This window comes from Paenibacillus sp. FSL A5-0031, from assembly GCF_001956295.1.
In the GTDB taxonomy this organism is placed as follows: Bacteria; Bacillota; Bacilli; order Paenibacillales; family Paenibacillaceae; genus Pristimantibacillus.
In genome coordinates this window covers 160749-186579 of sequence record NZ_MRTD01000013.1, presented here as the reverse complement: position 1 = coordinate 186579, position 25831 = coordinate 160749, and the positions used below count along the sequence as shown (strand labels likewise).

The following is a 25831-nucleotide window of genomic DNA, read 5'->3' as shown; positions in this document are numbered from 1 at the left end:
CCTAGCCTTTATTCTCGCTATAAGAACTTATGCGTGCTTATTGCTTCACTTCCCGCCTCTACCCTACGCCAAAATTCGCTTGCCCGTCTTTTGCTAAAGAGAGCATCAACAGGCAAAAAATAGAAAAATGGCGTCACAGAAATAAATCTCTGTGACGCCATCTTTTCAATATTGTTATCGAACTATCTCTACAGCGAATTTATCTATTTTGAGACTAACTCTACATTGAAATACTTTTTGAATTTCTACTATTAAATTCACTTATGCCGCTTAATTAGTAGGTACCATTTTCAAAAGACGGACGATCAACACAACTGCTTCTTCTCTAGTAGCATTGGCTTTAGGCTCGAATTTATGTCCATTCTTACCGTTAATAATCCCAGCGTTAGCTAGCGCGTTGATTTGATCTTCTGCCCAATTCGCAGTGATATCCTGGAATTTCGCTTCTGTACTCAAAAGAGAAATATCCAGCAGTCTTGCTAATAGTGCTGCAATTTCAGCTCTTGTAATTTCACGATTGGGTTCGAAGCTGCCATCTGCATATCCTGTCATAATGCCGTTTTCCATTAAGGCCCTAATTGCTTTCTCCGCAAAGTGACCCTTAGCATCCGTCAGCTCTTGCTTTCCGTTAGATGTGAATCCAAGTGCATTTACAAGCATTTGAGCAAACTCACCGCGTGTTACTTTCGCTTCACCACGGAATTTATCGCCTGCATACCCCTTTACAATCCCTGCCCGTGCAGCGAAATCAATGTCAGCAAAGCTCCAAGAAGTTGATTTTACATCTTTAAAGGCTGTTGGAGCTGCTGCTTCAGCCTTTGCTTTCATTTCAGCTACAAATGCTTTATCCACTTTGTCGTTGTAAACAGGTTTATTGACAACAGGCGTTGGTGTTGGTGCTATCGGTGTCGGTGTTGGTACTGTCGGTACACTTGGTCCTGTTGGCGCTGTTGGCGTCGGTGTTGGTACTACTGGCGCTGCATTCACAGTTACAATATAAGTGGTCTTCGTTGTTGAATCCTGCGCTGTAACGACGACCTTGTTGCCTGTTTCTAAAGTTTCTGCCTCATTCTCGCCGTCCGCCTCATAAACTTCAAATGTCGCATACGCTGCTGGCGTGATCGCTGCCTTAAATGCGGCTAACGTTGTTCCATATGGAATGTTCGTTATTGTTTCATCTTCAGTTCCACCTGTGCTTACGGTTCCTATTGTCGAAGTCAATGTGGACACCTTGCTTTTTTGCTTAATATCCGCTAATCCAACCGTCAGCACTTGTATAGCAGATGCAGGATTTTCTGGTGTTGCTGCTGTACGAACGGAGATTGTGTCTCCTGCTTGTACATTAATGTTATCTACAGAAATCTGACCCGTTGCAATGGCTATAAAATTAGTTGCCGTCACAAAATCAATATCATTTCCGCTATTGTATTTGTACTCCATCTTATCAGTAACCCTATTCAAACGCGTTGTTCCAACGTTTGTTCCTGGCGACAAATTCCCTGCTGGCGGCGCTGCTTGCATCGTAACGATGTATGTGGTCTTCGTCGTTGTATCCTGCGCTGTAACAATGACCTTGTTGCCCGTTGCCAATGTGTCAGCTTCTTTTATTCCGTCCGCCTCATAGACAACATACGTGGCATGCTCTGCTGGAGTGATCGCATCAATAAACTCATCTAATGTTGTGCCGTATGGAATATTCGTTATCGTTTCATCTGCTGTTCCGTCAGTGCTCACATCTCCCAGTGTCGAGGTCAACGTGGACTCCGTGCTATTTGGCTTAATGTCCGCTGAACTAACCGTCAACACTTGTACAACAGATGCAAGGTTTTCTGATGTTGCTGCTGTACGAACGGAGATCGTGTCTCCCGCTTGTACGCTTAAGTTATCAACAGTAGTTGTTCCCGTTGCAACTGCAACGTAATTCCCGCTATTGCGTTTGTACTCCATCTTATCTGTTACGCCATTCAAACGTGTCGTTGCTGCGTTTGTTCCTGGTGATAAACTCCCTGTTGGTGCTCCTTCTTGCACTGTTACGGTGTACGTAGTCTTCGTTGTTCTATCCTGCGCTGTAACGATGACTTTGTTGCCTGTCTCTAATGAGTTAGCTTGGTCTATTCCATTTGCCTCATAGACCTCAAACGTCGCAGCGGCTGCTGGTATAATTGCTTCCTTAAATTCGGCTAACGTTGTTCCATATGGAATGTTCGTTATCTTTTCATTTGCTGTTGTGCCAGTACTTACTGTTCCTATTTTCGAGGTCAGCGTGGACACTGTGCTTCTTGGCTTAATGTCCGCAAGTCCTACCGTCAATATTTGTGCAGAAGATGCCGGTTCATCAGATGTGGCTTTTGTGCGGAGCGATAGCACATCTCCTACTTGTACACTTAGGTTGTCAATAAAAGCAGTGCCAGCTGCAATCGCCGTATAAAGCCCATTATTTAGTTTGAGCTCCATTTCATCGGTAACACCATCCAAACGCGTAGTGTCAACATTTGTTCCTGGTGATAATTTTCCCGTTGTTGGTGCTTCTGCTGCCCCTAATATCGTGTAGCTCTGAATCATAACTTCATTATAGGTCATACCTTTAACTGCAATGGCCTTAATCGTCATATCATCTGTCACCACGATAGGCGAGCTGTATCGTGTACTGCTCAGCGTCGGCACATCGCCGTTCGTCGTATAATAAATAGATGCTCCTATTGTCCCACTGCTAAGCTCCACTTCTGTCTTCCATTCAACAGCTCCTTCTTCTACATCCGCTGTAGGAGTTTCTGCTAAGAAAACTTGCAGTTGAGGATAGTTCCCCTCTTTTATAAACCACTCTGAGTCAAAGTCCCAATTCGTAAATGTGGATTCTGTTTTCATCTCAGCAGTTGACCGAGGCGCTCCTTTTCCTGAATTATCATATTGTTTTGAAACCTCTTTATCATAAAAGCTATCCACGTCTACGCTAGCGTCTGCACCTCCATAAGTACCCCCCACTAGCCCGCCACTAAAATTGACAGTTGCGACGAAACCTGTAGCAAAACTATTTGTAATTGAACCTCTATACTCAAGGCCTACTAATCCACCTATTTGAGAAGAACCTGAAACATTGGTTATCGTATAGCTATTTATGATCTTTGCTTCTTCTTTATACCCTACTAGACCGCCTGTATAATTCGTCCCTTTAACATCGCCTGTAACATAACTGTTCGACACTTCTGATGTAGAGCCCCTTAAACCGCCGACTAAACCACCAGTAAACATTCCACCTATGATATCCACATTTTCTAACCCTATATTTTTTATAAAAGATCCTGCTGCTACTTGTCCGAAGAGACCGACATAATTTTCGTTTCTATTCGTTCTCAGTCCCTTAATCACATAACCATCACCATCGAAGGTGCCGAAAAAGTTACCGAAGGGCTTCCAAAACTGTCCATCATTGTACCCTCCTTCACCTTCAGAAAGATAATCCGTTAAATCGATATTGCTGCCGAGCTTGAAATTTACCGAATAATAATTTCGCACGCTATCTAACTGCTCAGGTGTCGTAACGATATAAGGATCCTCAACAGATCCAGTTCCGCCGCTAAAGCCTGGCGCCGCAAATACCTGTGATGCATTCGTCAAAGGCCCAAATAATGAAATAATTAATGCGAAACACATAACTCGTATTAGAATACTTTTTACCTTTTTCCCAACTAGTATTGATCCTTGTGCCATACGAATAGTTCACTCCCAAATCATGAATAAGTTATAGTTGCATACGGGCTTTAGCATAAATGCTAGACTTTTAAAAAAACACCAACTAAAGTTAGTTTTGCGCAAATAAAGTCGAAAAATCCAGTATCCACGCGCATTTTGGCGTCGATCCGTAGTCTGTTTATCCCATATAAGCAATAAACTCAAACGAATGGCGCCGTACTTTTTTGAAGCTCCATTAGGTATTCACGATCATCTGCCTCTGCTAAATCTAATGATAAAATCAGAAAAAAACGGCATCCTCCCCAGCGGGATGATACCGTTTTTTTGTTTATTATCCTCTAACTAACCTTTAACTGCTCCAGCTGTCATCCCTTTCATGACCTGCTCCTGAAATGCCAGATAAGCAATGATCGTTGGAATAACAGCAAGTGCCATCGCTGCCATCGTAAGCTTATAGTCTGTGGAGTAACCTGTTGCAAATATGGATAGACTGAGCGGCAGCGTCTTTAAGCCAGGGTCACTAATAAAGACGAGAGCGAAGGAGAAATCATTCCAATATCTCAAGAAGGCTAGGATTCCAACTGTCGCTAGAGCCGGAAGGGACAATGGAAGCATCATGCGCAGGAAAATTCCCCAATAGCCAGACCCGTCAATCATCGCAGCCTCTTCAATTTCTTTCGGAAAGGTATTCATATAAGCCACACAGACAAAGATCGCAATCGGCATCTCGAACGCTGTATAAGGCAAAATCAATGCCGCATAAGTATTCAAAATATCGATCTTGTTCATTAATATGAACAGCGGAACGAGTGTGCTGTGAATAGGGATGAGCATGCCGAGCATAAAAATGCCCATTACGAGCAGCTTGCCTCTAAACTGAAAGCGTGAGATCACATACGCGCTTAATGCACCCATTACAAGCGTAATGACAAGCGCAGTTAAAGTAACAATGGCCGAGTTCATGAACGCAGTGCCCATATCTGCAACTTCCCAAGCACGAGTGAAGTTGCTCCAATTCCAAATGTCCGGCAGACCGAATGGACGCGAGTAAAATTCTTCATTTGTTTTAAAGGCGCTAATAAACAGCCAAATGAGCGGATAAAGCGTGACTAAGGCGTATACGGTAAGACCAATGGATTGCAAGCTTCCTCTCAGCTTGCGCAGCCCTGTTCCTAAACTTGCGGAGGAGGCTGAGTGTGAAGCGCTAATTGATGGCGTAGTCATACTGTGAGTCCCCCTCCATTATTTTTTTGATTTCATTAGATATTGGCTTCCCGCTACGAGAACCAAGCTGATGATGATGATCATGGTGGATACTGCGCTGCCATAACCGAAGCGATAGATCGAAAATGTATTATTGTACATGTACGATGCGAGCAGCTCCGTCGAATTCGCCGGTCCGCCGCCTGTCATGACATAAATAAGATCGAATGCTTTAAGGCTGCCGGATATACAGAGCACCACCGCTACTTTAATCGTATCCCAAATCATCGGAAGCTTGATCGAGAACAGCTTGCGAGAGCCTTTTGCGCCGTCAATCTGCGCTGCATCATCAATTTCACTCGGAATATTTTGCAAAGCGGCAATAAACATAATGAGATAGGGACCGACATTCAACCAAATGATTGGAACCATGATGGCATACATCGATATCGATGGGTCAGACAACCACTGCTGTTTCCAACTGCTTAATCCCAAAGTATCGAGCAAAAAGTTCAGTACACCAATTTGCGGATGATAAATATATCCCCAAATGATACCGACTACAACGGAAGAGAGCACCATTGGCATAAAGATGGAAGCTCGGATAAACTTTTGGAACCAGCCGTTTTTGAGCAGTACTAAGGACAAAACCAGTGCAATCGGCACCTGACCGAAAACAGACGCAGCAACAATGAGCAGATTGTTTTTGAACGAATGCCAGAACAACCGGTCTTGAATAACCTCTTTATAGTTATCCAGTCCGATAAACCGCATCTCCCCAATGCCTTTCCAATCAAAAAAGCCATAATAAGATGACCATAGTATCGGTACGATAACGAAAAAGATGAAAAGCGCAAGCGCCGGAAGAAGTCCGATAGCGATAAAGCCTCTGATGCGTAAAGATGATGACATAATCGTCCCTCCTAAAGGTTTGCGCAGCAAACCTACTTCGTAAGCGTAAGCCAAGGTTTGCGCAGCAAACCTACTTCGTAAGCATAAGCCAAGGTTTGCGCAGCAAACCTACTTCGTAAGCGTAAGCCAAGGTTTGCGCAGCAAACCTACTTCGTAAGCATGAGCCAAGGTTTGCGCAGCAAACCTGCTTCGTAATGCTAGTAAGAGAACGGGGATTTCCTGACAGCTTCGGCATGCAATCCTTTCAGCAGCTTCCAGTTGTGCTTGCTGTAAAGGACTTCAGCTTGCAGATCTTCATGCGATCAGGAAATTCCCTGTACCCAATAACCTAACTACCGAGCAGCTATGTTACTTTCCTAGCGCTTTCGCTTGCGCCTCTTGGATTTTTTTCGCGATGTCTTCCGGTTTGCCGCCCATCAACAGCTCCTGTAGTCCATTATTCACGGCCTCAGCTCCTGCAGAAGTCAGCTTGCCATCATACACCGGCGTCATCTTCACACTGTTCACAAGCTCATACACTTCACTAAAGATTGGAGAAACTTTGCTCTTATCCAGCTCTACTTTGTAGCTGACAAGCTGATTGCTCTCAAGCGTACGCTTTTGCGCTTCTGGTCCCGACATCGCATAAATAAGTTCAAATGCTGCATCCTTTTTCGGACCAATCGCATCCTTGCCTAGACCCATGCCGACACCTACGACACCAGATAGAGAATTAGGATCGCCTTTTCCACCAGGAATGGATGGAAGAACCGTTGCACCCATTGCTTTAAGTGCATCTTCTGAAGCGTTGGAGGCTAGATTCGACAATGCCCAGCCGCCGTCAATCATCATCGCAGCTTTGCCTTGCGCGAACATTTGCTCCATTTGCGTGTTGTCGATTGCGTTAAATCCGTCTTGGAATGCACCTGCCGTACCTAGCTGCTGCATGTAAGTTAATGCCTGTACAAATTCAGGATCCGTAAATGCCGCACCATCCTGGCTTGCTGCTTTCAAGAACCATTCCGTACCTGTTACGCGGTCAGCCAATGAGCTGAAAATACTGGATTGTGCGAGCCAAGCCGCTTTATTTCCTAGAGCGATTGGTGTAATATTTTTGCCTTTCAGTACGTTAATTGCATTCAACAGCTCATCCCATGTTTTTGGAACAGTAAGGCCGTTTTCTTCAAGAATCGTTTTGTTGTAGTATAGAATCGATGTTGGCGACAAGCCCATTGGAGCGCTATAGATGTTGCCATCTACTGTGAAAGCGTCGAAGGAATTAGGCATGAAACCTTCTTTCCATTCTTTGTGGCTGTCAATCAGCTCATTTACCGGCTGAATAAGTTTGCCTGCTGAAAATTCCTGTGTCATAGAGCCATTGGATAAAATAAATACATCCGGCATTTCATCTGCCGCAGCGACCGTTTTTAGACGAGTCTTATAGCCGTCTGGCGGGATCGCTTGAATATCGAGCGTAATGTTCGGATGATCGGTCTGGAACTGCTGAATTATCGAACGCATCGTTTGCGCTCTAAGATCGTCACCGGTAAAGTTATGCCATAGGCTTAGCTTCACTTTCTCAGCTGCCGGCTCACTGCCGTCCTCATTTTTTTTGCCGTTATTGTTTGTTCCGCCGCACGCTGCCAAGATAGAAATCATTAGAGTGACCATAATTGCAATTGTTAGTGTCTTCTTCATGTCATGTTTCCTCCTTGATATTTGTCTTACCTCCGAGTATAGGGAATCATAGGCGACATGGGCAGGGGACAGAACTCAGGAGTAGGGTAGATAAACTTCAGCTTCTCGTCCGGTATTCCGAAGGTGTAAAACCCGTAAACCGTTTAAACAATTGGCTAAAATATTTCATATCCGTATAGCCTACGCGGCTTGCAACCTCACTCACCTTTATCGGTGATTCATCCAAAAGCCGCTTGGCGCGCTCCACTCTCATGCGAGTTACAAATTCAATGTAGGTATGGCCCGTCTCACGCTTGAATACCTCGCTGAAGTGGTTTGGATTCAAATGAACATGCTTGGCAACCTGCTGCAATGTGAGCTCTTTGTCCAAATGATCATGAATATAGGCAATCGAACGCTTAATGTAAGGTATGCCTTCCTGCCCGATCGTCTCACGATACAGCATCATCAATTGGTGAAGCTGCTCATACAGCAATCCAACTCCGTTATCAGTGATTGGCGAGGGGGAAATGCTGTTAACAAACTTCTCTTTGGAGAGGGCAGCAGATTCTCCAAAAGAGGCAATGACTCGCTCGACCCAGCGGTGAGCAGAAATTTGGACGGATTGAAGAAACTTCTGCAAGGAATCCGGCGTCGTATCTCCATCTTTAAGCTGGAGTTCGATGAGCTCTTGAACCCATTGGTAAAGCTGCGTGTCCGATCCATTCTGGAATAACGCAGTGAGCTGTCCTTCTTCCTCTTGCGAGCAGACGGTACGTCCGCCTCGGCGTCCCTTTATATCCTCGTATGCAAGCAGTCCTTCTTGGCCAATAATTCCTTTGAACAAAAAGGCATAAGAAGCCTCCGTGTACGAATCCTGAAGCTTATGCCAATCTGAAACAACCGTGCCTGTTGCCCCGAACAATTTGCATTTCAGTTTCCTTGTTACCCGCTCCATCAATCTAGCGAGCTGTGATTGATCTACTCGCATGCTTTCATGCCTAAGAAGAATGACGAGACTATCTTTACGCAAAAGAGCTTCTCCATCTATCAGCTCACTTATCATATTGTGCACGGCAAAAAGCAATAAATAGCCGTGTCCCGCTTCATTTCCCCAGCCTTCCGCCGAGACAATTACCGTTTGATAAAAATATGATTCGTTCAATCGCAGCTTCGGCAGAAGCTTCGCCGCTTTCTCTGCGGAATGATTGTCAATTTCCGTATCCGCAATCAGCCTCTCAAGCAATCTATCGCGAAGCTGGTCTTTCTTTAGTGCCTCCCACTTTTGCAGAATTCGCATCTTCGCTCCATTTACCGCTCGGATGATTTCATCCGGACGACTCGTTTTGAGCAAATAATCTCCTGCTCCTTCTCGAATCGCCTGCTGGGCATAGGAAAATTGATCATAGCCTGTCAAAATAATAACCTCGCTATCAGGCAGCAGTCTCCTGACATCCCCCGCAAGCTCTAGTCCGCTGCGTCCCGTCATTTGAATATCCGTCAATACAATTTCCGGCTGCTCCAATTCCAGACGAGCAAGCGCCTCCTCGGCGGATGCTGCCGGCTGCAGCAGCTCATAGCCAAGTTCTGCCCATTTTATAACGGTGCTCAGACCTGTTCGAATAATGACCTCATCATCTACGATTAACAGCTTCATTAGGCTTTGCCTCCTTCGTGTAACATCGGAATCGAGAAGGACACGCGTGTCCCTATTCCGTCCAAGCTTTCAATGCGCAAGCCTGCTTCTGCCCCGTAATGCAGCTGCAGCCGCTTATGGACGTTGCGAAGTCCATAGCTGCCGCGTTCTAGGCGATCACGTTCTTTTTTGCGATCATCCGGTCCATGGAGCTCCTTATATATAGCAGCCAGCTTAACCGAGTCGATGCCAACACCTGTATCTTCTACAGCAAAGGACATAAACAATCCCTGCATATGTGCGGTTACTTTGATCAATCCAGCTTCAGCTTTCTTCTGAATCCCATGAATAAGTGCATTCTCAATTAAAGGCTGCAGCAGAAGCTTCAGCATCGTTAAGTCCATTAGTTCCTGATCGACCTGAACGATAAGCTCAAACTTGTCCGGGAAGCGGATCGACTGAATATTGGCATAATGGCCGGCATGCGCCACCTCCTGCTCAACCGAGCAAAACTCCTCGCCATTGTTTAAGCTGAATCGCATAAAATCACTTAAGCTGCCTACCATATCGGCCGTCTTCTCATCTTGATTCATGAGCGCCATCCAGTGGATAGAGGATAGAGTATTGTACAAGAAATGAGGATTGATTTGCGCTTGCAGCGCATGCATATCCGCTTCTTTTTTTGATGATTCCTCCAGCTTTACCTGCTCCGTCAAGCCTTCAATTCGCTCGCTTAGCTTATTGTAGCTTCGCACAAGCTGTCCAACCTCATCCATCGTTTCCACAGGATACGTTTGCATCGGCTCTTCCGGGTTCGAGTGCTTTAGAAACTGCGTCAGCATAATAAGCGGATTGGTCACTCGTTGAACGAAATAAAGAACGAGCACAGCCACGAGCAGCACCGAAAAAATAATGACGATCGCCATCAGCTGCAGGACATAATTATTTTGAGCTTTGTATTCTGTGAAGGGCATGACGCCCGTCAGCCGCCAGCCTACATCAGCAACCGTGTCATAGAGTATGGTCTGTTTACTTTCACCATGGCCGTAGTTGAGCGTTCCTGCATTTCCTCTTATCGTCAAGCCTGGCAGCAGAGCTTCCATTGTCATCATTGACCTGCTTTGATCACTGCCGGACAAGATTTGTCCCTTCTCATTGGACAAAACAACATAGCCCCCCGCTGAAATGCCCGCCTGATTCATCAGCTTGGAAACAGCTTCCTCGTTAAGGCTTATGACTAACGTTCCAATTTGTTTGAAGCTGTTCAGACTGCGAATCGGCCTGACGAGTGAGATCACCTGCTTCACCCCAGCTGCTGTATCCGTCTCGTAGCGGCTCGTCCACCATTTTGTACTAGATTGATAATGCTCAATATCTTCTCCAGTCAGCTCGGATAATTCCGTCTCAAAAATCGTTGTATTTGAAACGGGATGCGACTGGCTTTGCGGATAAATCGTGATGTCCGAAATATACGATTTGGAGAACACCAGATTAGATAGAAACTCAATCATTTGCGTTTGTTTAACCGCATTTTCTCCTGAACTGCTCAAATATTGCTGTACATCCTTTTGCCCAATCAAAAATAAGGACATATTCTCGATATCTTGAACGATAAATTCGAGATTCGTACCCGTCTGACGCAATAGGCTCTTGCCCGATTGCTTTGCCTTCTCTTCCGTAGCTGTCGCTGCCATGTTGTAGGCAAATAAGCCCAGCGCGAGCAGCGGAATGAGAACCGATAGCAGCAGCAAAAAGGATAACTTACGCTTTAATGAGCTACTAATCCAGCGCATCTCTCATCCCCACTCTCCTTTTCTCGTATCAATAAAAAGTTTAAAAACATCCTATCACACTTTTTTTTAGGTTAACAGATTTTTTGTTTGATTTTTCGAGTAAGTCGTAGTACCATGTGGGCAATGAGGCTTTAAGAAAGTGGAGAGTGAATGCAAGTGGAATCAATATCTCAAGAATTACTATTTTTGACGGAGATGGCCAAAGGTATAACCGCGCAGTTTGGAGACAATTGCGAGGTCGTTGTGCATGACTGGTCAAAGCCCGTAGACAGCACCATTGTTGTCATCGAGAACGGCCACGTCACCGGAAGAAATGTAGGAGATCCCGGCACGAATCTTGGACTGGAAATTATGAGAGGCACCTCCGAGGGTGATAACCGCCATAATTATGTTACCCAGACGAAGGATGGACGTATTCTCCGTTCGACCTCCATGTATGTAAAAAATAACGCCGGCACCATCATTGGAGCGCTCTGCATCAACTTCGACATTACCGATCTGATGGTTGCCGAGAAAACGCTTCAATCGCTGACAGCGAGCGGACTACAGCCGGTTCGAGAATCGTTTGTCAGCAATGTAAACGACCTGCTTGATACGCTCATACAGGAAGCGCAGGTCACGATTGGCAAGCCGCCAGCTGCCATGACCAAAGAAGATAAAATTAAAATCATTCAATTGCTTGATCAAAAGGGTGCTTTTCTCATTAAAAAGTCAGGCGAGAAGGTTTGCAGCTATTTGAGCATTTCAAAATTTACGTTATACAGCTATTTGGAGGAATCCAAAGGCGTAGATAGCGATGAAGGAGCAAGCGAATGAGCGAAATATTGAATATAAGCAAAGATGAGGAAACTCTGCTTAAGCTAGAAACACCATGCGTTGTCATCGACAGTGATGCTGTCGACAACAACATTGCTGCAATGGCAGAAGCTATCGCAAAACGCGGCGTAAAGCTACGTCCCCATGCCAAAACACATAAGCTACCGGAAATGGCATCAAGGCAGCTGGCAGCGGGTGCCATCGGCATCACCGTAGCCAAAATTTCCGAAGCAGAGATCATGGCGAGCGGCGGCATTCGTGATATTTTTGTCGCTTATCCGTTAGTGGCCAAATCCAAGCTTGAACGTGCAGCTTGGCTCAGTTTATCCGGCATCCGTTTAATTATCGGAGTCGATAGCTTAGAAGGTGCGAAGCGCATTTCTGAGACAGCCGTGCGTGAAGGCGCAGTGCTGGAAGTACGCCTAGAGCTGGAAACGGGACTTCGCCGTACAGGAATTGCGATCGACAAAGCCGTGGAGCTTGCAAAGCAAATCAATGATCTTGAAGGGATAAAGCTTAGCGGAATTTTCACCTATCGAGGGGCTATGGTCGGCGGAGCATCGACGCTCGATTTGCAAGCAGCCGGTTATGAAGAGGGGCGATTGATGGTTGAGGCTGCTGCAGCTCTACGGAGCGCAGGCATCTCCATTGAGGATGTAAGTGTAGGCTCTTCGCCTACTGCGCTGTTCGCCGCTGAAGTTGACGGCATCACTGAAGTTCGTCCCGGTACTTACATTTATCAAGACCGGATGCAGGCAGCTTTCGGAACATGTGCGCTTGAAGATTGTGCCGGCGTTGTGCTGGCTACCATTGTCAGCAGGCCCTATGAAGATTTAATCATCATAGACGGCGGCAGCAAAACATTCGCAACGGACGTACAACCGGGCAATTCACCTTTATTCCTTAAGGGCTTCGGTCATATCATCGGAGATTCTGAAGCGATTTTGGAGCGAATGAATGAGGAGCACGGCATGATTCGTGTACAGCCGGATTCCACCTATCAGATTGGCGACTTGGTGCGTATCATCCCCAATCATATTTGCAGCACCGTTAATTTGCACAGCTTTGTCTACATTAAGGATTCCACTGGGCAGCTTCACAAAACGACTGTAGCCGCTCGCGGAATGCTCGAATAACGAGAAGGAGGAGGCTTATAACATGCTCGATCTTATTTTGAAAAACGGCAAAATTGTCGATGGCAGCGGCAATCCTTGGTACGGCGGCGATGTTGGGGTCAAAGATGGCATCATTGTTTCTATCGGCCAAATTGATCAAGAGGCAAACCAAATTATTGATGTGGGACGCAAAGTGATTTCTCCTGGCTTCATCGATGGGCATTGCCACTCGGATCTGATGATTATTGATCATCCTTACAGTGAAATTAAGCTGCAGCAAGGGGTAACAACTGAGGTTGTCGGCAACTGCGGCCTCGCCCCTGCTCCATTTATTCGGAGTAAAGGCGCACTGCTGCAGTCGTATGTGCAGCCCGTACTCGGGAGTACAAGCTGGGAGTGGCCGTGGGAAACGGTTGGTCAATATATGGATTTTGTCAGCAAATCCAATCCATCGGAGCACATCGCCACCTATGTGGCACACGGTGCACTGCGTATCGCTGTTATGGGCTTCGAGAACCGTCCTGCGACGAAGGACGAAATCGAGCGGATGAAGACACTTCTTGAAGAAGGGCTGCGGGCAGGCGCAATCGGATTATCAATTGGTTTGTTGTATGCACCTGGCAGCTATACTTCACGCGAAGAGCTGGTTGAGCTTTGCAGCGTTTTGCCTAAATACAACGGTCTGCTCTCCACACATATTCGCGGTGAGGGCAATAACTTGCTGCCGTCCGTTGCAGAGGTCATATGGATCGCTGAACGAGTCGGCATCTCGCTGCATATCAGTCATTTGAAAGCAGCAGGCCGCGCCAATTGGGGTAAAGCGCTTGATGCGCTGGAGCTTGTAGAAGCGGCAAGAGCACGTGGTATGGACGTCACAGTTGATGTTTATCCCTACGCGGCAGGCTCCACCACCTTAACAACCGTCCTCCCTCCTTGGGTGCTAGAGGGCGGCATTCATGCAACACTTGAAGCGTTCCGCGATAAGGCGCTCCGCCTGCGGATCAAAGAAGAGCTAAGCCGCGAGCAGGACACTTGGGATAATCTTGTATGTTCAACTGGCTGGTCCAGCATCATTATTTCTTCGATTCAGACCGAAGCGAACAAGGCACTCGAAGGCAAATCCATCGCCGAGGTTGCTGAGCTTCGCGGAGAACATCCCGTCGATTGCATGATGGATCTTCTGCTCGAGGAGAATGGTCAAATCGCGATTGTCTACTTCCATATGTCCGACGACGATGTGAAGCAGGTCATCGGTTATGAGAAATCATTGATTGCATCCGACAGCTTGAACTGCGAGATCGGCAAGCCTCATCCGCGCACGTACGGCACCTTTCCACGCGTCTTTGCCAAATATGTGCGTGAAGATAAGGTACTGTCGCTTGAGCAAGCGGTTCGCAAGCTAACCTCATTTCCGGTACAGCGCTTTAAACTTGGCAAAAGAGGACTGCTTGTGCCAGGATATGCTGCTGACATCACGGTATTCGACCCAGCTGTCATTCAAGATACAGCTACGTTCGAGGACCCGCGTCAATATCCGTCCGGCATCTCGCATGTTATCGTTTCCGGCCAACTCACGCTTTCACATGGTGAACACACGCATAAGCGCGAAGGTAATCTTATTCGCGCGCAGCATTGCTGCACGCATTAGTTAACCTGCAATATACAATTGATAAACAAGGAGCTGTCTTATAATGTCTATTATTGAAAAACGTCTTGCTGAGCTAGGAATTGTGTTGCCTGAAACGACTAAACCTAAATTCTCCTACATTCCGGTCAACCAAACGGGCAATCTCATCTACACTTCCGGCTTCGACTGCCGTATCGATGGTGTTCTCATGTATGAAGGTAAAATCGGCTCTGATCTAACGATCGAGCAAGGACAAGAAGCAGCGCGCCAAGTCGTTATCAACCTGCTTGCGGCGATGAAAGCTCACCTAGGCGACCTTGACCGTGTCGTAAAAATCGTAAAAATTCTTGGTTTCATCAACAGCGCTCCCGGTTTCGGCGATCAGCCTTATGTACTGAACGGCGCATCGGATCTACTCATTGAAGTATTCGGAGAAAATGGACGCCATGCAAGGTCCGCGATTGGTACAAGCGACCTTCCATTCCATACACCAGTTGAAATCGAGCTCATTGCAGAGGTTCGCGAATAGCATGAACAAGCAAAACCCCCAAGGCTCAGGCACTTGGGGGTTTAATACTATTTCAATTAGTGGAAAACGCATTGATTCCGATTTACAAGCAAGCTTTGTTGACTACCAGCATACAGCGCGGGAAATAATAACAAGCAAAATGAAGAGTACCAATATAATACCGATACCAGTTCCCCAGCCGCCAACTCCAGTTCCACAATTGCTAACACCTGCAACTGGATAAGAAGGTCCGCAATTTCCTGCGCCAACCCCTGCTACTCCATAGCCCATTTGTTCATCTCCTTTTTACTAAGGTACAGTATCCTATGATTTTTAGTAAAAAAGGTATAGGCTATTTCGTAAAATGTGCTCCTGCTCATTTTTTATGCCCGCCCACACTTTCTTGCAATGACTAAACGCCTCTGCTCTGGGTGAACAAGTCTATTTATTCTGGCTATCGATGAGCGTCAAAATAAACGTCAATGCTTCTGCACGAGTAGCCTTTGCCTGCGGTTCAAAGCGATTTCCGCTTCTCCCCTTAAGCAGATTGCGAGAAACAGCAGCCGCTACAGCAGGCTTAGCCCAAGCTGGTATTTGCGAGGCATCCGCAAAACGAATTGACGGGTTCTCGTCGAGCGGAAAACCAGCTGTACGCATCGTCATTGCCACCATTTCCGCTCTTGTAATATGGCGATTTGGACGGAATGTACCATCGTCATAACCGCTAATTACCTCAGCATTCACAGCCTCCGCTATGAACGCCTCTGCCCAAGCTGGAAACTGTCCCTTGTCTTTAAAATTAACTTCCTTCGCTTGCTTAGCATTCAACTCGAATGCACGTCCGATCATAGCAGCAAATTGCGAACGCGTTACCCAGCCATTAGGTTGAAAAGCACCGTTCTCAAAGCCTGTTACGATGCCAAGCGAAGCCGCTCTTGTAATATTTTCCTCGGCCCAGTGGCCTTTTATGTCACTGAAGGACACTGGCGTCGAAGAGCTTAAGAGCAAAGCCAGCTTCGCCGCATTTTTCAGCTGAACGGCCTTTACCTGACTATCGACCAGCTTCGCTTCAACAAGTTCAACGCTCGCCTTTCCATTCGCAACTCCCTCAAAAGTAAACGTGGCTATAGCTGCCGATCCGCTCACTCCGCTATCTTTCCCAATCTTCGTATGAGCGAATGTTATAACTCCATCCTTATCAATCGGTGAAATGGGCATTCCTTTCCACGCTGCTGTTGCCTGTTTGAATTTAAGCTTTGCTGTGTTGTACTTCAGTTTAATCTCGAAGCCATATAAATCATTTAATTGCTCCCCTTTTACAACGACCTCAACTGGTTGTCCAACCGCCGCATTTTTCTGATTGACGGTAAGCGACAAGGTTGCAGCCGCAGCATATGCCGAAGGCAGCAAGGCTGAGCGACCAACGCTCGTTAACGTAGAGACGCTAGAAAACAACGTCATCACTATTAACAAAATTGCTATTTTCTTCACTCTCAACAACATGTCCATTAAATCCATTCTCCTTCCAAATCGTGCTTTTCGTTATATTCAATAGGGAGCGTGCTAGTGAAAAGGCTGACAGCAGCTTAACTAGCGCTTGTCAGCCTTTTTCTTTATACAACTATTATGATTTTGGCTCGCTCTTGCTGTCGTAGCGGTTGCTCCACTCTTTTAAAATAGAGTCTCTTTGTTTAGCCGCTTCTTGCAGATCGTATTTGATTAATTGCTCAATCGGGTTTTTAGTATACCCTTCTGGAATGACGCTAGTGTCACTCTTCACAGCTACGATTGGATAGTTTTTGCTATATTCAGCCATTGCATCGTCTGTAATTGCCCAGTCCAAAAACGTCTGTGCTGCTTTTTTCATTTTCGATTTCTTAATCATAGCATTTGCCTCAACATCCCAGCCTGAGCCTTCTGTCGGGAACACTACTTCAACTGGCGATCCGCCGCTTTTTTCTTTAATACCGCGGTATCCGAAGGAGATCCCGATTGGATATTCGCCAGTACCAGCCATTTTTGCCGGCTTCGAACCTGAGTGCGTGTAGATGCCAATGTTTTCATGCAGTTTGTCCAAATAATCCCATGCTTTATCTGCTCCAAGCAGCTGCGCCAAGCCCGATACCGTAAGGAAACCCGTACCAGATGATGCAGGGTTAGGCATCGTAATTAGACCTTTATATTCTGGCTTAAGCAGATCCTCGTAAGTCTTCGGTACGGCCAAACCTTTTTTCTCCAGCTCAACCGTATTAGCAATAAATGCCGTCTCCCATGCATCAATGCCTACCCAATGCTCCGGACTTCTAGTATCTTTAAACTCAGCAAGAATCCGATCTACGCCAGCAGGAGAATAAGGCTCCAGCATGCTGTTTTGATCCAGTACGAGCAAGCTTGTTGCTGCAACGCCCCACACGACATCCGCTTGCGGATTATCCTTTTCAGCAAGCAGCTTAGCCGTAATGATACCTGTTGAATCACGAACAATATTCAATTTGATGTCTGGGTATTTTTCATAAAAAGTTTTCAAATACTCTTTAATAAGATCATCCTCAAGCGCAGTATATACGGTAAGCTCTTTACTGTCCGTATCAAGCGACGATTCTGTTGATTCTGTTGCTTCTGAAGTATTGCCCATTTTGTTATTTCCTTTATTGCTCGATCCTCCGTTACCTCCGCATGCGGATAAAACCGTAACAATAACTATCATGCTCACAAGCAGAAACCAGCTTCTTTTCATTTTTTTCTCTCCCTTTGTTTGTTCTTCTTCTCTATTACTACTATATGCTTGTTTGTTTAACGCACTGTAAAATGCAAGTAAATAAATTGTTTTGTTTTTGATTTCTGCTAATTAGATGTGTTTTTCCTTTGAGAAATTTGCATTTGGTTGGTATAAAAAAAAAGAACCTCCAAGTCCTATTAGACTCGAAGGTTCCTTTGCCATGAACAGCTATTCTGCTACAATCCAGTGCACATCCTGATCATCAAGCTTGGAACGCCAAGCCTGCGGAGGCGCTACATCGCTAATAATCATATCAATCTCTTTAAAATCGGCAATTTTATAAAAATGGTTCGTTCCAATCTTCGTATAATCAGCTAACACGATCGTTTGCTTGGCTTGCTTCATGAAAGTTCTAGCCAACACGCCGCGCTCATCCTCATAGCTTGTTACACCGCTATCAATCTGTAGTCCGTCAGCAACGATAAAAGCCTTATCCACATTAAAATTGGACATAAACTCCATCGCAAGCGTACCGGATGTCCGGTAATGCTTCGGGTTAATGCGACCGCCAATAAGCACGATTTCACCATCAAATATATTGCGATTTTTGTAGCCAATCAGCAAGTTTAAGGTATAAACGGATGTAACAAGAACGGTAAGTTGTTTTTTGTAAGCAAGTGAATCGATCATTTGCAGCGTGGTTGTTCCATCGTCGATGACAACAACGTCTTTATCCTGAATGAGAGAGGAGGCAGCTCGTCCGATCCTTCTTTTCTCTTCAGCCTGCTGCACCTCGCGCCGAACATAAGCGGGCTCTTCCCGCTCCACATTAATCTTAACGGCGCCGCCATATACTCGCTTGAGCTTAAGCTCATCCTCCAGCTCCTCCAAATAACGGCGGATCGTTTCCGATGATACATCAAGCGCCTGCACAAGCTCCGGCGTTCGAACCTTCCCTTTTAGCTGCAGCATATTAATGATGATCTGCTTCCGCTCTTCTCCGGCTAGCGACATCTCTATTTCCCCTTCGTCTTCAGCTTAGTCTACTGTTTTGATTATTAATCGTATTCTAGCCTACTTCAACTAAACTCTCAATCTTTTCATGAATGAGAATGCCGCGCTTGCTTAGCTGCTCAAATATAATGCTCGGTTCAAAAGCTTCTTCCGGTGTTATGATTCCTGTTTGATCTTTGCATAACGTTTGACCGCTCGCAATAAGCTCGGTCGCTATCGCAAGTGGAATTCCGACGTTTCTAGTGTACGCACGGAGTTTCTCCCAGCCTTCTACTGATCCATCCGATGCAGGATGTGTATGGGTAAGTGTATGTTTGCAAGCTTCGCCAGTCTGTGCCGAAATCCCCGTTACTTCAATATGAAGTGAATAACCGTATAATTCCGTTTCATGGCCTTCCTGCGATTCGAATAAGTATTGTCCAATCGCATCCATAATGCCAATTTCCTGGCCTGCAATGTTTATACGATCGTTGCGCATAAACCCGTAGTCATATAACGCACGGACGAGTCTCATATTTTGCTGAGGCCATGTTCCGCGTACTTCAATTAACTGAACATCCTTGCTCTCAAGCGCCTTTGCCAGCGTTCGTGTCTCTGCATGCGGAATAATGTATTGAATCGATGTGCCGTAAGGCTCTGGCAGCTCAATTTCTCGCGGCCTTGCAAAAGGCTCGACTTGTATAAACTGGCCATTCTCATAAACTACACGGCCCGGCAGCTTCGGATCATACTCATAAACCGTCGTTTCCGCTATCGATTTGGAGAATGCAATCGGCCGGTATGAGCCATGACTAACCCGTACCTCATGTACTTCCTTCAATTGATTTGCAGCATGCATCGCCATCATTTGCGTTACACCGGGCGTCATACCGAAGCCAGGCAAACACATTTTTCCGTTGCGGACAAATACATCGTGGCTTGCATCTTCTTCGCCAAAGCCGTTCAAATTAATGCCGTGGCAGCCAGCCTCTGCAATGCATGCCGTAGACAAGCCGTTTAATGTAATCGTAGTTCCATCCATTACAATATCGTAGCCGCGAAGCTGTTCTACCGTTGCCGCATGATCATGCACATTCACTCTGACTGCATTGACACGTTTATCATTCAGTGATGCAGCAAGCTGCTGCGCCGCTTCCAAATTGAAATCACCGATCGTAATGACCTCAAATGAGGAGTACTGAACAAGGTCCAGCACCGCTTCCATACAAATTCGACCTGCACCGCCAAGACAAAATACTTTCATCGTCTACACTCTCCTACTGTTCCTTGTCAAAGGAAGAATAAATGCTTTTGATCACATGAACCAATCGTTCCATATCTGCTGGATTAACATCACCGATGCTGCCAATTCGGAAAGTCGGCTCCGAGGTCAGCTTCCCTGGATACAGAACAAAACCTTCCTTCTTCAAGCTTCCGTAAAATGATTCAAATGAAAAGTTAGCGCTCGGGTAACGAAATGCAGTAATAATAGGAGATTGCCATTCACGAGGCAGCAGCGCACTGAAACCAGCAGCCTCCATCCCCTCAGTTATTACTTGTTGATTGCTGCTATAACGAGCTTCTCGAGCCGCGATTCCGCCTTCAAGCTCCAGCTCCTTCAGCGCTTGATCGAATGCGCGAACAACATGTGTCGGCGAAGTATAACGCCATTTGCTATTCGAGCGCTCCATCATGTCCCATTGGTCATACAAATCGAGCGATAAGGAGCGCGCATGGCCTTTGCACTTGGCAATGGCATCACGGCGGGCAACTACAAAACCAAAACCCGGTACCCCTTGGATACATTTGTTGCTGCTGCTAATGAGGAAATCAATGCCCAGCTCATCTATGTCCATAGCTACACCGCCAAAGCTGCTCATAGCGTCAACAATAAACGTGACATTATAGCGCTTAACAACTTGAGCTATTTCATTCAAAGGGTTAAGGATACCTGTTGTCGTTTCGCAATGTACGATGGCAACATGTGTAATCTGCGAATCATCCTGAAGTGCTTTCTCGATGACTTCCGGATCGATAGGACTGCGCTCGTCAAATCGGATTGGCGTAACTGAAATACCAAGCACGTCGGCAATTTGAACCATTCGCTCGCCATAAGCTCCATTAACGGCAATAGCCAATTTACCGCCTTGCTTCGGCATCGCCGAGCCTATTGTGGCTTCCACGCTAAACGTCCCGCTGCCCTGCATCAATATAGCAGTATAGTCTTCTGCCGCCGCTTGTACAGCAAGCTTCACGAGCCGCTCTCTTATCGAAGATACCAGCTGATTGTATTGATCATCCCACGTACACCAATCCTTCATCATCGCTTCCTTCACGGTTCGAGTCGTCGTTAGCGGTCCTGGCGTAAGAAGTAGATATGGATTTTCTGTTAGCAATAATGTATCATTATGTGATTTCATGGACGATCCCCCGCTTGTAGTCTTTCGTTGATGTGTGAAATAACGCCATCCAGCTCGCCAATCTCACGAATAATAAAATGTGCTCCCGCTTGCATCAAGCGATCCGAAACTTCAACAAACAGCTTCTCCTTCTCGCCCTCAGACAGAGCTTCCGTTTCCGCTTGTGTCAAACCCACTTCATTCCCGCCGAAAATAACGCCTACTGACCATACGCCTGCATGACGGCCTTCTCTCATATCCGCTTCGGTATCGCCGCATTTGACGATATGGCTCATCGGATACGTACCGAGCAGCTCCGCATTGCGAAAGATCATCCATGGATGCGGGCGGCCTTCGGCTGCTTCATCTGGCGTTACAGTACTATCTGGCGAATATCCTTGCTTCGCAGCTTCCGGTGCAATAATGTCCATCATGGGACGCGTATAACCTGTCGTCGTTCCAATCTTGATGCCCTGCTCGCGAAGTCTCTCAATAAGGGCAAGCGCTCCGGGCACTGGAGTTGCATATTGGTGGAGGATTGAGAACAACATCGGTTCAAACTTTTCATACATTTCATCGATGTCATTTTCATTTGGCTTGCTGCCAAACTTCGCTTGCCATGCAGCTGACACATCAGGATCGGAGCAAATATCGCGCAAATGATCCTTTTTCATACGACCCATCGGCTTCCGAATCGCTTTGAACGACGCCTCAATGCCTCTTTCTTCGAATAAGCGGCGAAACGCTTCAACCGGTGCAAAGCTTCCATAATCAACCACTGTACCTGCCCAATCCAATATGACTGTTTTAATCATGAGTAAAAACCTCCATCGTATAATGTGTAATTGTTTTTTTGAAAAATTGTTTTTGGCATCGCCTTATCGCTTCTGCCAAGCTGACATTTTGCGTCTCAGCCTTGCAGTGCCCGCTTCATATAGAAAGCGAACGACAACATTGAGGAGCACAACGAGTACAGACATCGCTGCCGCCGCTGCCGTATCGCCCGCATCGTCCATGCTGACGATAGTAACCGAGGCAATTCGCAAATCCGACGCATACAGAAAGACCAGTGCAGATACCGTCACCATTGCATTTACGAAAAAGTAAACTGCCATTTCTAATATGGCCGGCAAGGACAATGGCACCGTAATGCGCGAAAATGTCCGCAGCTTCGAGACATTCATGGACTCCGAGACGTTGTCGAACTCCTTGTCCAGCATTTTTAAAGTTGCGGTCGCCGTCATGAATGGAACGGAGTAAAAATGCACAACATTAGCCAAAACAAGAATGATCATCGTTCCATAAATAAAGTGAAACGGGTTGGCCGGATGATTAAAGAAATAAATAAAAGATAATCCGATGACCAGCCCTGGAAGCGCCAGTGGCAAAATCGACAAGAAATAAGCAGCTTGCCGGATCGGACGATAGACACGTCCATTTTCGATCAAATAAGCAAACAAGAACGTAATGATCGTCCCGATTACCGCTGTCCAAGCGGCCATCTCAATGCTGTTCCAGAACGGATCGAAGCCACCTGCCGCTGCATTGGAGAAGTCGAAGTTGCTCCACGTTAGCGACATGTCATACGGCCACTTTTTCACAACCGAAGCAAGAAGAACAGCTCCCATTAACAGCAATATCATGGCTGATAAAACAATCGCATACGTATACGCCCAAACATTGCGCAGCCGATTGTTCTTCACGGAATAAGGAACTGACTTTGATGTGACGTAAGCCTGCTGCTTCCGCGTGACGATTCGATCCACGATAAACGCGAGAATGGCAGGAATGGTCAGCACGATGCCGACTACGGCTCCCATAGACATATTTTGCTGACCGACAACCTGTTTGAAAATATCAGTAGCCAGCACGTTATACTGTCCGCCTACGACCTTCGGTGCGCCAAAATCGGTGAAGCTAAGCGTAAAACAAATGACGACTGCGCTGAGCAGCGCATATTTCACAGACGGCAGCGTTACGGTAAACATTTTTCGCAAGCTGCTCGCGCCCATCGACTCGGCTGCCTCATATAAGCGATAATCGCTGACGGCAAGCCCCGCGCACAAAATAAGAAACGCCTGCGGAAATGTATAAATGACCTCGGAAATGATGATGCCTACTTTTCCATAGAGCGGAATTCGCCATTCGAACGGCAGCAGTCCGAACAATCCGGTAGAAATGAGACCTTGATGACCAAATAAATAAGTAAGCGCGAGCCCGTGCATCATGGTTGGTGCGAATAAGGGCAGCATGGCAAGAGCTTTGAAGAAGGACTTGCCTTTAATATTTGTGCGAGTCAATACGAACGCCAGCCCAAAGGCAAGCGGCACTGCAATCGCGGTTGTAGCTGTGGATACGGTAATCGTGTTCAGCATCGATTGAATGAGTGATCTTGACTGCAGATACGATGAAAAATGGGTGAAGCCAACCAGATTTCCATCTGAATCCATGAACGCCTGCTTAAACATCGCGAACAGCGGCAGGACAATAACAGTAATAAGTGTGAGCAGGACTAGGACTAGCAAGAGCTTAATAACCCCATTGCTCTCCCGTAACTTTTGATTGCTTTTTCTCACCCACTGCGAGGGCAGAGCTTGATCTATTTTCCCTTTCATTCTCTACCTCCCTACGTTCCCAGCGATTGCCGCAGGATAATGAAGCATACGCTCTTGCGGCATTTGAAGATGAAACAGCTTATTTCGCGACCATTCAAATCGATTAGCTATTTGCGCGGATATATCTACCGTTACGCTTATGTCCGAGTGATTCCCGTGTTCATTCGCAAGCTGCAAGCTTACACGATAAAATGCGCCACGAAACTCCACGTGCTGAACAAATCCGCTAATTCCGCTATCATTAGAAAGGCCGCCCGTATGCTTTTCCTCATCAATCTGGATATGTTCCGGCCTTATAGCTAACAAATCATTTGGGCTTGCCCCCATCCATCTTTCAGTTCCTACAGGAAAAAAATTAATAGCCCCAATGAAATCAGCGACAAAAGGCGTATTCGGCTTGTCGTATACCTCCTGCGGCGTGCCAATTTGGACAACCCGTCCTTGATCCATGACGACAATCTGATCCGCCATCGTCAGCGCTTCCTCTTGGTCATGCGTAACCATAACCGTCGTAATGCCAAGCCGCTCTTGCAGCTCGCATAGCTGTTCGCGCAGCTTCTCCCGCACCTTCGCATCAAGCGCAGAAAGCGGCTCATCCAGCAATAAAATATCAGGCGATAAGGCGATTGCTCTTGCGAGCGCCACCCGCTGCTGCTGGCCTCCGGAGAGCTGTGCTGGATACCGATCCCTCACCTCAGTCAGTCCAATGAGCTCCAGCATCTCCCTCACGCGTTCCTCAATCTGACGCTTCGGCTGTTTCCCTTTGAGACCATAGCCAATGTTGTCGCTCACACTTAGATTTGGAAATAGCGCATACGATTGAAAAACGATGCCAAAGTTGCGTTTGGACGTATGCTGCGTCGTAATATCATTCCCATCAAGGATAACGGTGCCGGCATCAGTCTGCTCAAGACCCGCGATAATACGCAGCAATGTCGTCTTGCCGCAGCCGCTTGGGCCGAGCAGACATGTGAATTTCCCTTTCGGAATATGAACGCTGACATCATGGAGTGCTTGAAAGCTGCCAAATGCCTTGCGAATACCATGAATCGCTAATCCTTCATTTTTCATTCTCATTCTCCTTGTGTTCTCGTAATAATCGTTCAAGAACGGTATTATGAAGTTAAAGCATTTGCATCGTTGATCTATTAGCAGTTTAAAATAGATTTGTTAAGTGAGTGTCAAACACAAGTAAAGATTGTGTGTTTAATTGCTTTTATTATGGTTTTAAGTTGTTTTAAAGATCCGAATGCTGTATTTTATGTGCAACAACCTTTTTTTCATTTCTTTAGCAAAGACAACAAACTAAAAAAAGGACGGGTTCAACACTTATGACAACGATTATTTTCGATTTAGACAACACGCTGATTTGGGATGAGAAAAGTACAGACGAGGCACTCGATGCAACATGCGAAGCAGCCGAGCAAGCATTGGGTTTACAAATAGGACTTTTAAAGCAATCTATCATTCGATCTGCTCATTCTGTATTTCGTGAATTGGAATGTTACGCTTACTTAGCGAATATTGAAGTAACTGCGATGGAAGCGATGTGGGCTCGGTTTGATGATGGAGAAGCAGCAGAGCTGCAATTAATGAAAGAGGCAGCACCTGCTTTTCGTAGAAACGTTTGGGAGAGAGGACTACAAGAGCTCGGCATCCACGATGAAGACCTTGCAGTCAAGCTTGCTGAACAGTTTCCAGCCGAGCGGCGCAAGCGCCCCTATGTATATGAAGAAACATTTGAGGTGCTCGAAGCATTATCTGTAAAATACCCGCTTATGCTGCTGACCAATGGAACACCTGATTTACAGAAAGAGAAGCTCTATGGCATCAACGGATTATCCGATTATTTTCCCCATATCGTTATTTCGGGAGAGGTCGGCTGCGGCAAGCCGGCTCCGCAAATTTTCGAGCATACTATGAATCTCGCGGGGCTAAAACCTGAGCAATGTCTAATGGTAGGAGATAATTTGTTTACCGACATTTTGGGGGCGAGCCGTACCGGTATAGCAAGCGCATGGCTAAATAGATCGAGACAGCAGTTGCCAGAAGGTGCCGCATGTCCAACTTTTGAAATACAATCCTTAAGAGATATTGAAGCGCTGCTTCCTCTATAAGTTGTTATTTATACTATAAAAAGAGGCTCCAC

At 46.2% G+C, this 25831-nt stretch carries 20 protein-coding genes; 5 read left to right on the top strand and 15 right to left on the bottom strand.

What is annotated here, in order from left to right:
• Nucleotides 1–270 precede the first annotated feature (270 nt).
• From BK120_RS22595 to BK120_RS22570, 6 genes are all read right to left on the bottom strand, one after another.
• Nucleotides 271–3708 carry an S-layer homology domain-containing protein gene (locus tag BK120_RS22595; protein WP_076269758.1) on the bottom strand — a complete coding sequence of 1146 codons (3438 nt, stop codon included), beginning with the start codon at nucleotides 3706–3708 and terminating at the stop codon, nucleotides 271–273.
• 324 nt (nucleotides 3709–4032) lie between these two features.
• Nucleotides 4033–4914, bottom strand: coding sequence for a carbohydrate ABC transporter permease (locus tag BK120_RS22590; protein ID WP_083682329.1), 882 nt, complete (start codon nucleotides 4912–4914; stop codon nucleotides 4033–4035).
• Between the two features lie 18 nt (nucleotides 4915–4932).
• Nucleotides 4933–5805 (bottom strand): carbohydrate ABC transporter permease, encoded by an 873-nt coding sequence (locus BK120_RS22585; RefSeq protein ID WP_076269757.1) that lies wholly within the window; start codon nucleotides 5803–5805, stop codon nucleotides 4933–4935.
• Between the two features lie 348 nt (nucleotides 5806–6153).
• Nucleotides 6154–7482, bottom strand: coding sequence for an extracellular solute-binding protein (locus BK120_RS22580; RefSeq protein WP_076269756.1), 1329 nt, complete (start codon nucleotides 7480–7482; stop codon nucleotides 6154–6156).
• Nucleotides 7483–7579: 97 nt separating this feature from the next.
• The gene (locus BK120_RS22575) at nucleotides 7580–9118 is read right to left on the bottom strand and encodes a helix-turn-helix domain-containing protein (protein ID WP_076269755.1); all 1539 of its coding nucleotides are present in this window, start codon (nucleotides 9116–9118) and stop codon (nucleotides 7580–7582) included.
• The gene (locus BK120_RS22570; protein WP_076269754.1) at nucleotides 9118–10890 is read right to left on the bottom strand and encodes a cache domain-containing sensor histidine kinase; all 1773 of its coding nucleotides are present in this window, start codon (nucleotides 10888–10890) and stop codon (nucleotides 9118–9120) included. The genes BK120_RS22575 and BK120_RS22570 overlap by 1 nt, the downstream gene beginning before the upstream one ends.
• Nucleotides 10891–11046: 156 nt before the next feature.
• On the opposite strand from BK120_RS22570, the gene BK120_RS22565 reads away from it, so the two are divergent.
• From BK120_RS22565 to BK120_RS22550, 4 genes are read left to right on the top strand one after another with little or no spacing between them, the layout of a single operon-like run.
• Entirely contained in the window at nucleotides 11047–11706 is a 660-nt protein-coding gene (locus BK120_RS22565) for a helix-turn-helix transcriptional regulator (RefSeq protein WP_076269800.1), read from the top strand.
• A complete protein-coding gene (locus BK120_RS22560; RefSeq protein ID WP_076269753.1) occupies nucleotides 11703–12842 on the top strand; it encodes an alanine racemase in 1140 nt (379 codons plus the stop codon). The genes BK120_RS22565 and BK120_RS22560 overlap by 4 nt, the downstream gene beginning before the upstream one ends.
• A gap of 22 nt (nucleotides 12843–12864) precedes the next feature.
• A complete protein-coding gene (locus BK120_RS22555; RefSeq protein ID WP_076269752.1) occupies nucleotides 12865–14469 on the top strand; it encodes an N-acyl-D-amino-acid deacylase family protein in 1605 nt (534 codons plus the stop codon).
• Between the two features lie 43 nt (nucleotides 14470–14512).
• Nucleotides 14513–14977 (top strand): RidA family protein, encoded by a 465-nt coding sequence (locus tag BK120_RS22550; RefSeq protein ID WP_076269751.1) that lies wholly within the window; start codon nucleotides 14513–14515, stop codon nucleotides 14975–14977.
• Nucleotides 14978–15079: 102 nt separating this feature from the next.
• Here BK120_RS22550 and BK120_RS35470 read toward each other — a convergent pair whose 3' ends face one another.
• From BK120_RS35470 to BK120_RS22510, 9 genes are all read right to left on the bottom strand, one after another.
• Nucleotides 15080–15247 (bottom strand): hypothetical protein, encoded by a 168-nt coding sequence (locus tag BK120_RS35470; RefSeq protein WP_179089870.1) that lies wholly within the window; start codon nucleotides 15245–15247, stop codon nucleotides 15080–15082.
• A gap of 150 nt (nucleotides 15248–15397) precedes the next feature.
• On the bottom strand, nucleotides 15398–16465 hold the full coding sequence (locus BK120_RS22545; protein ID WP_179089869.1) for an S-layer homology domain-containing protein: 1068 nt from the start codon (nucleotides 16463–16465) through the stop codon (nucleotides 15398–15400).
• A 115-nt stretch (nucleotides 16466–16580) separates the two neighbouring features.
• On the bottom strand, nucleotides 16581–17693 hold the full coding sequence (locus BK120_RS22540; protein WP_076269750.1) for a putative 2-aminoethylphosphonate ABC transporter substrate-binding protein: 1113 nt from the start codon (nucleotides 17691–17693) through the stop codon (nucleotides 16581–16583).
• A gap of 210 nt (nucleotides 17694–17903) precedes the next feature.
• On the bottom strand, nucleotides 17904–18689 hold the full coding sequence (locus tag BK120_RS22535; protein WP_076269749.1) for a DeoR/GlpR family DNA-binding transcription regulator: 786 nt from the start codon (nucleotides 18687–18689) through the stop codon (nucleotides 17904–17906).
• A gap of 55 nt (nucleotides 18690–18744) precedes the next feature.
• A complete protein-coding gene (locus BK120_RS22530) occupies nucleotides 18745–19932 on the bottom strand; it encodes a saccharopine dehydrogenase family protein (protein WP_076269748.1) in 1188 nt (395 codons plus the stop codon).
• A 13-nt stretch (nucleotides 19933–19945) separates the two neighbouring features.
• Complete coding sequence (gene phnW / locus BK120_RS22525; RefSeq protein ID WP_076269747.1) at nucleotides 19946–21088, bottom strand: 2-aminoethylphosphonate--pyruvate transaminase; 1143 nt, start codon at nucleotides 21086–21088, stop codon at nucleotides 19946–19948.
• Nucleotides 21085–21882 carry a phosphonoacetaldehyde hydrolase gene (phnX, locus tag BK120_RS22520; protein ID WP_076269746.1) on the bottom strand — a complete coding sequence of 266 codons (798 nt, stop codon included), beginning with the start codon at nucleotides 21880–21882 and terminating at the stop codon, nucleotides 21085–21087. The genes phnW and phnX overlap by 4 nt, the downstream gene beginning before the upstream one ends.
• Before the next feature lie 63 nt (nucleotides 21883–21945).
• A complete protein-coding gene (locus BK120_RS22515; protein WP_076269745.1) occupies nucleotides 21946–23682 on the bottom strand; it encodes a putative 2-aminoethylphosphonate ABC transporter permease subunit in 1737 nt (578 codons plus the stop codon).
• Nucleotides 23683–23685: 3 nt separating this feature from the next.
• Nucleotides 23686–24753 carry an ABC transporter ATP-binding protein gene (locus BK120_RS22510; RefSeq protein WP_076269744.1) on the bottom strand — a complete coding sequence of 356 codons (1068 nt, stop codon included), beginning with the start codon at nucleotides 24751–24753 and terminating at the stop codon, nucleotides 23686–23688.
• Nucleotides 24754–25013: 260 nt separating this feature from the next.
• Between BK120_RS22510 and BK120_RS22505 the strand changes: the two genes are divergently transcribed.
• A complete protein-coding gene (locus BK120_RS22505) occupies nucleotides 25014–25799 on the top strand; it encodes an HAD family hydrolase (RefSeq protein WP_076269743.1) in 786 nt (261 codons plus the stop codon).
• Nucleotides 25800–25831: the final 32 nt, after the last annotated feature.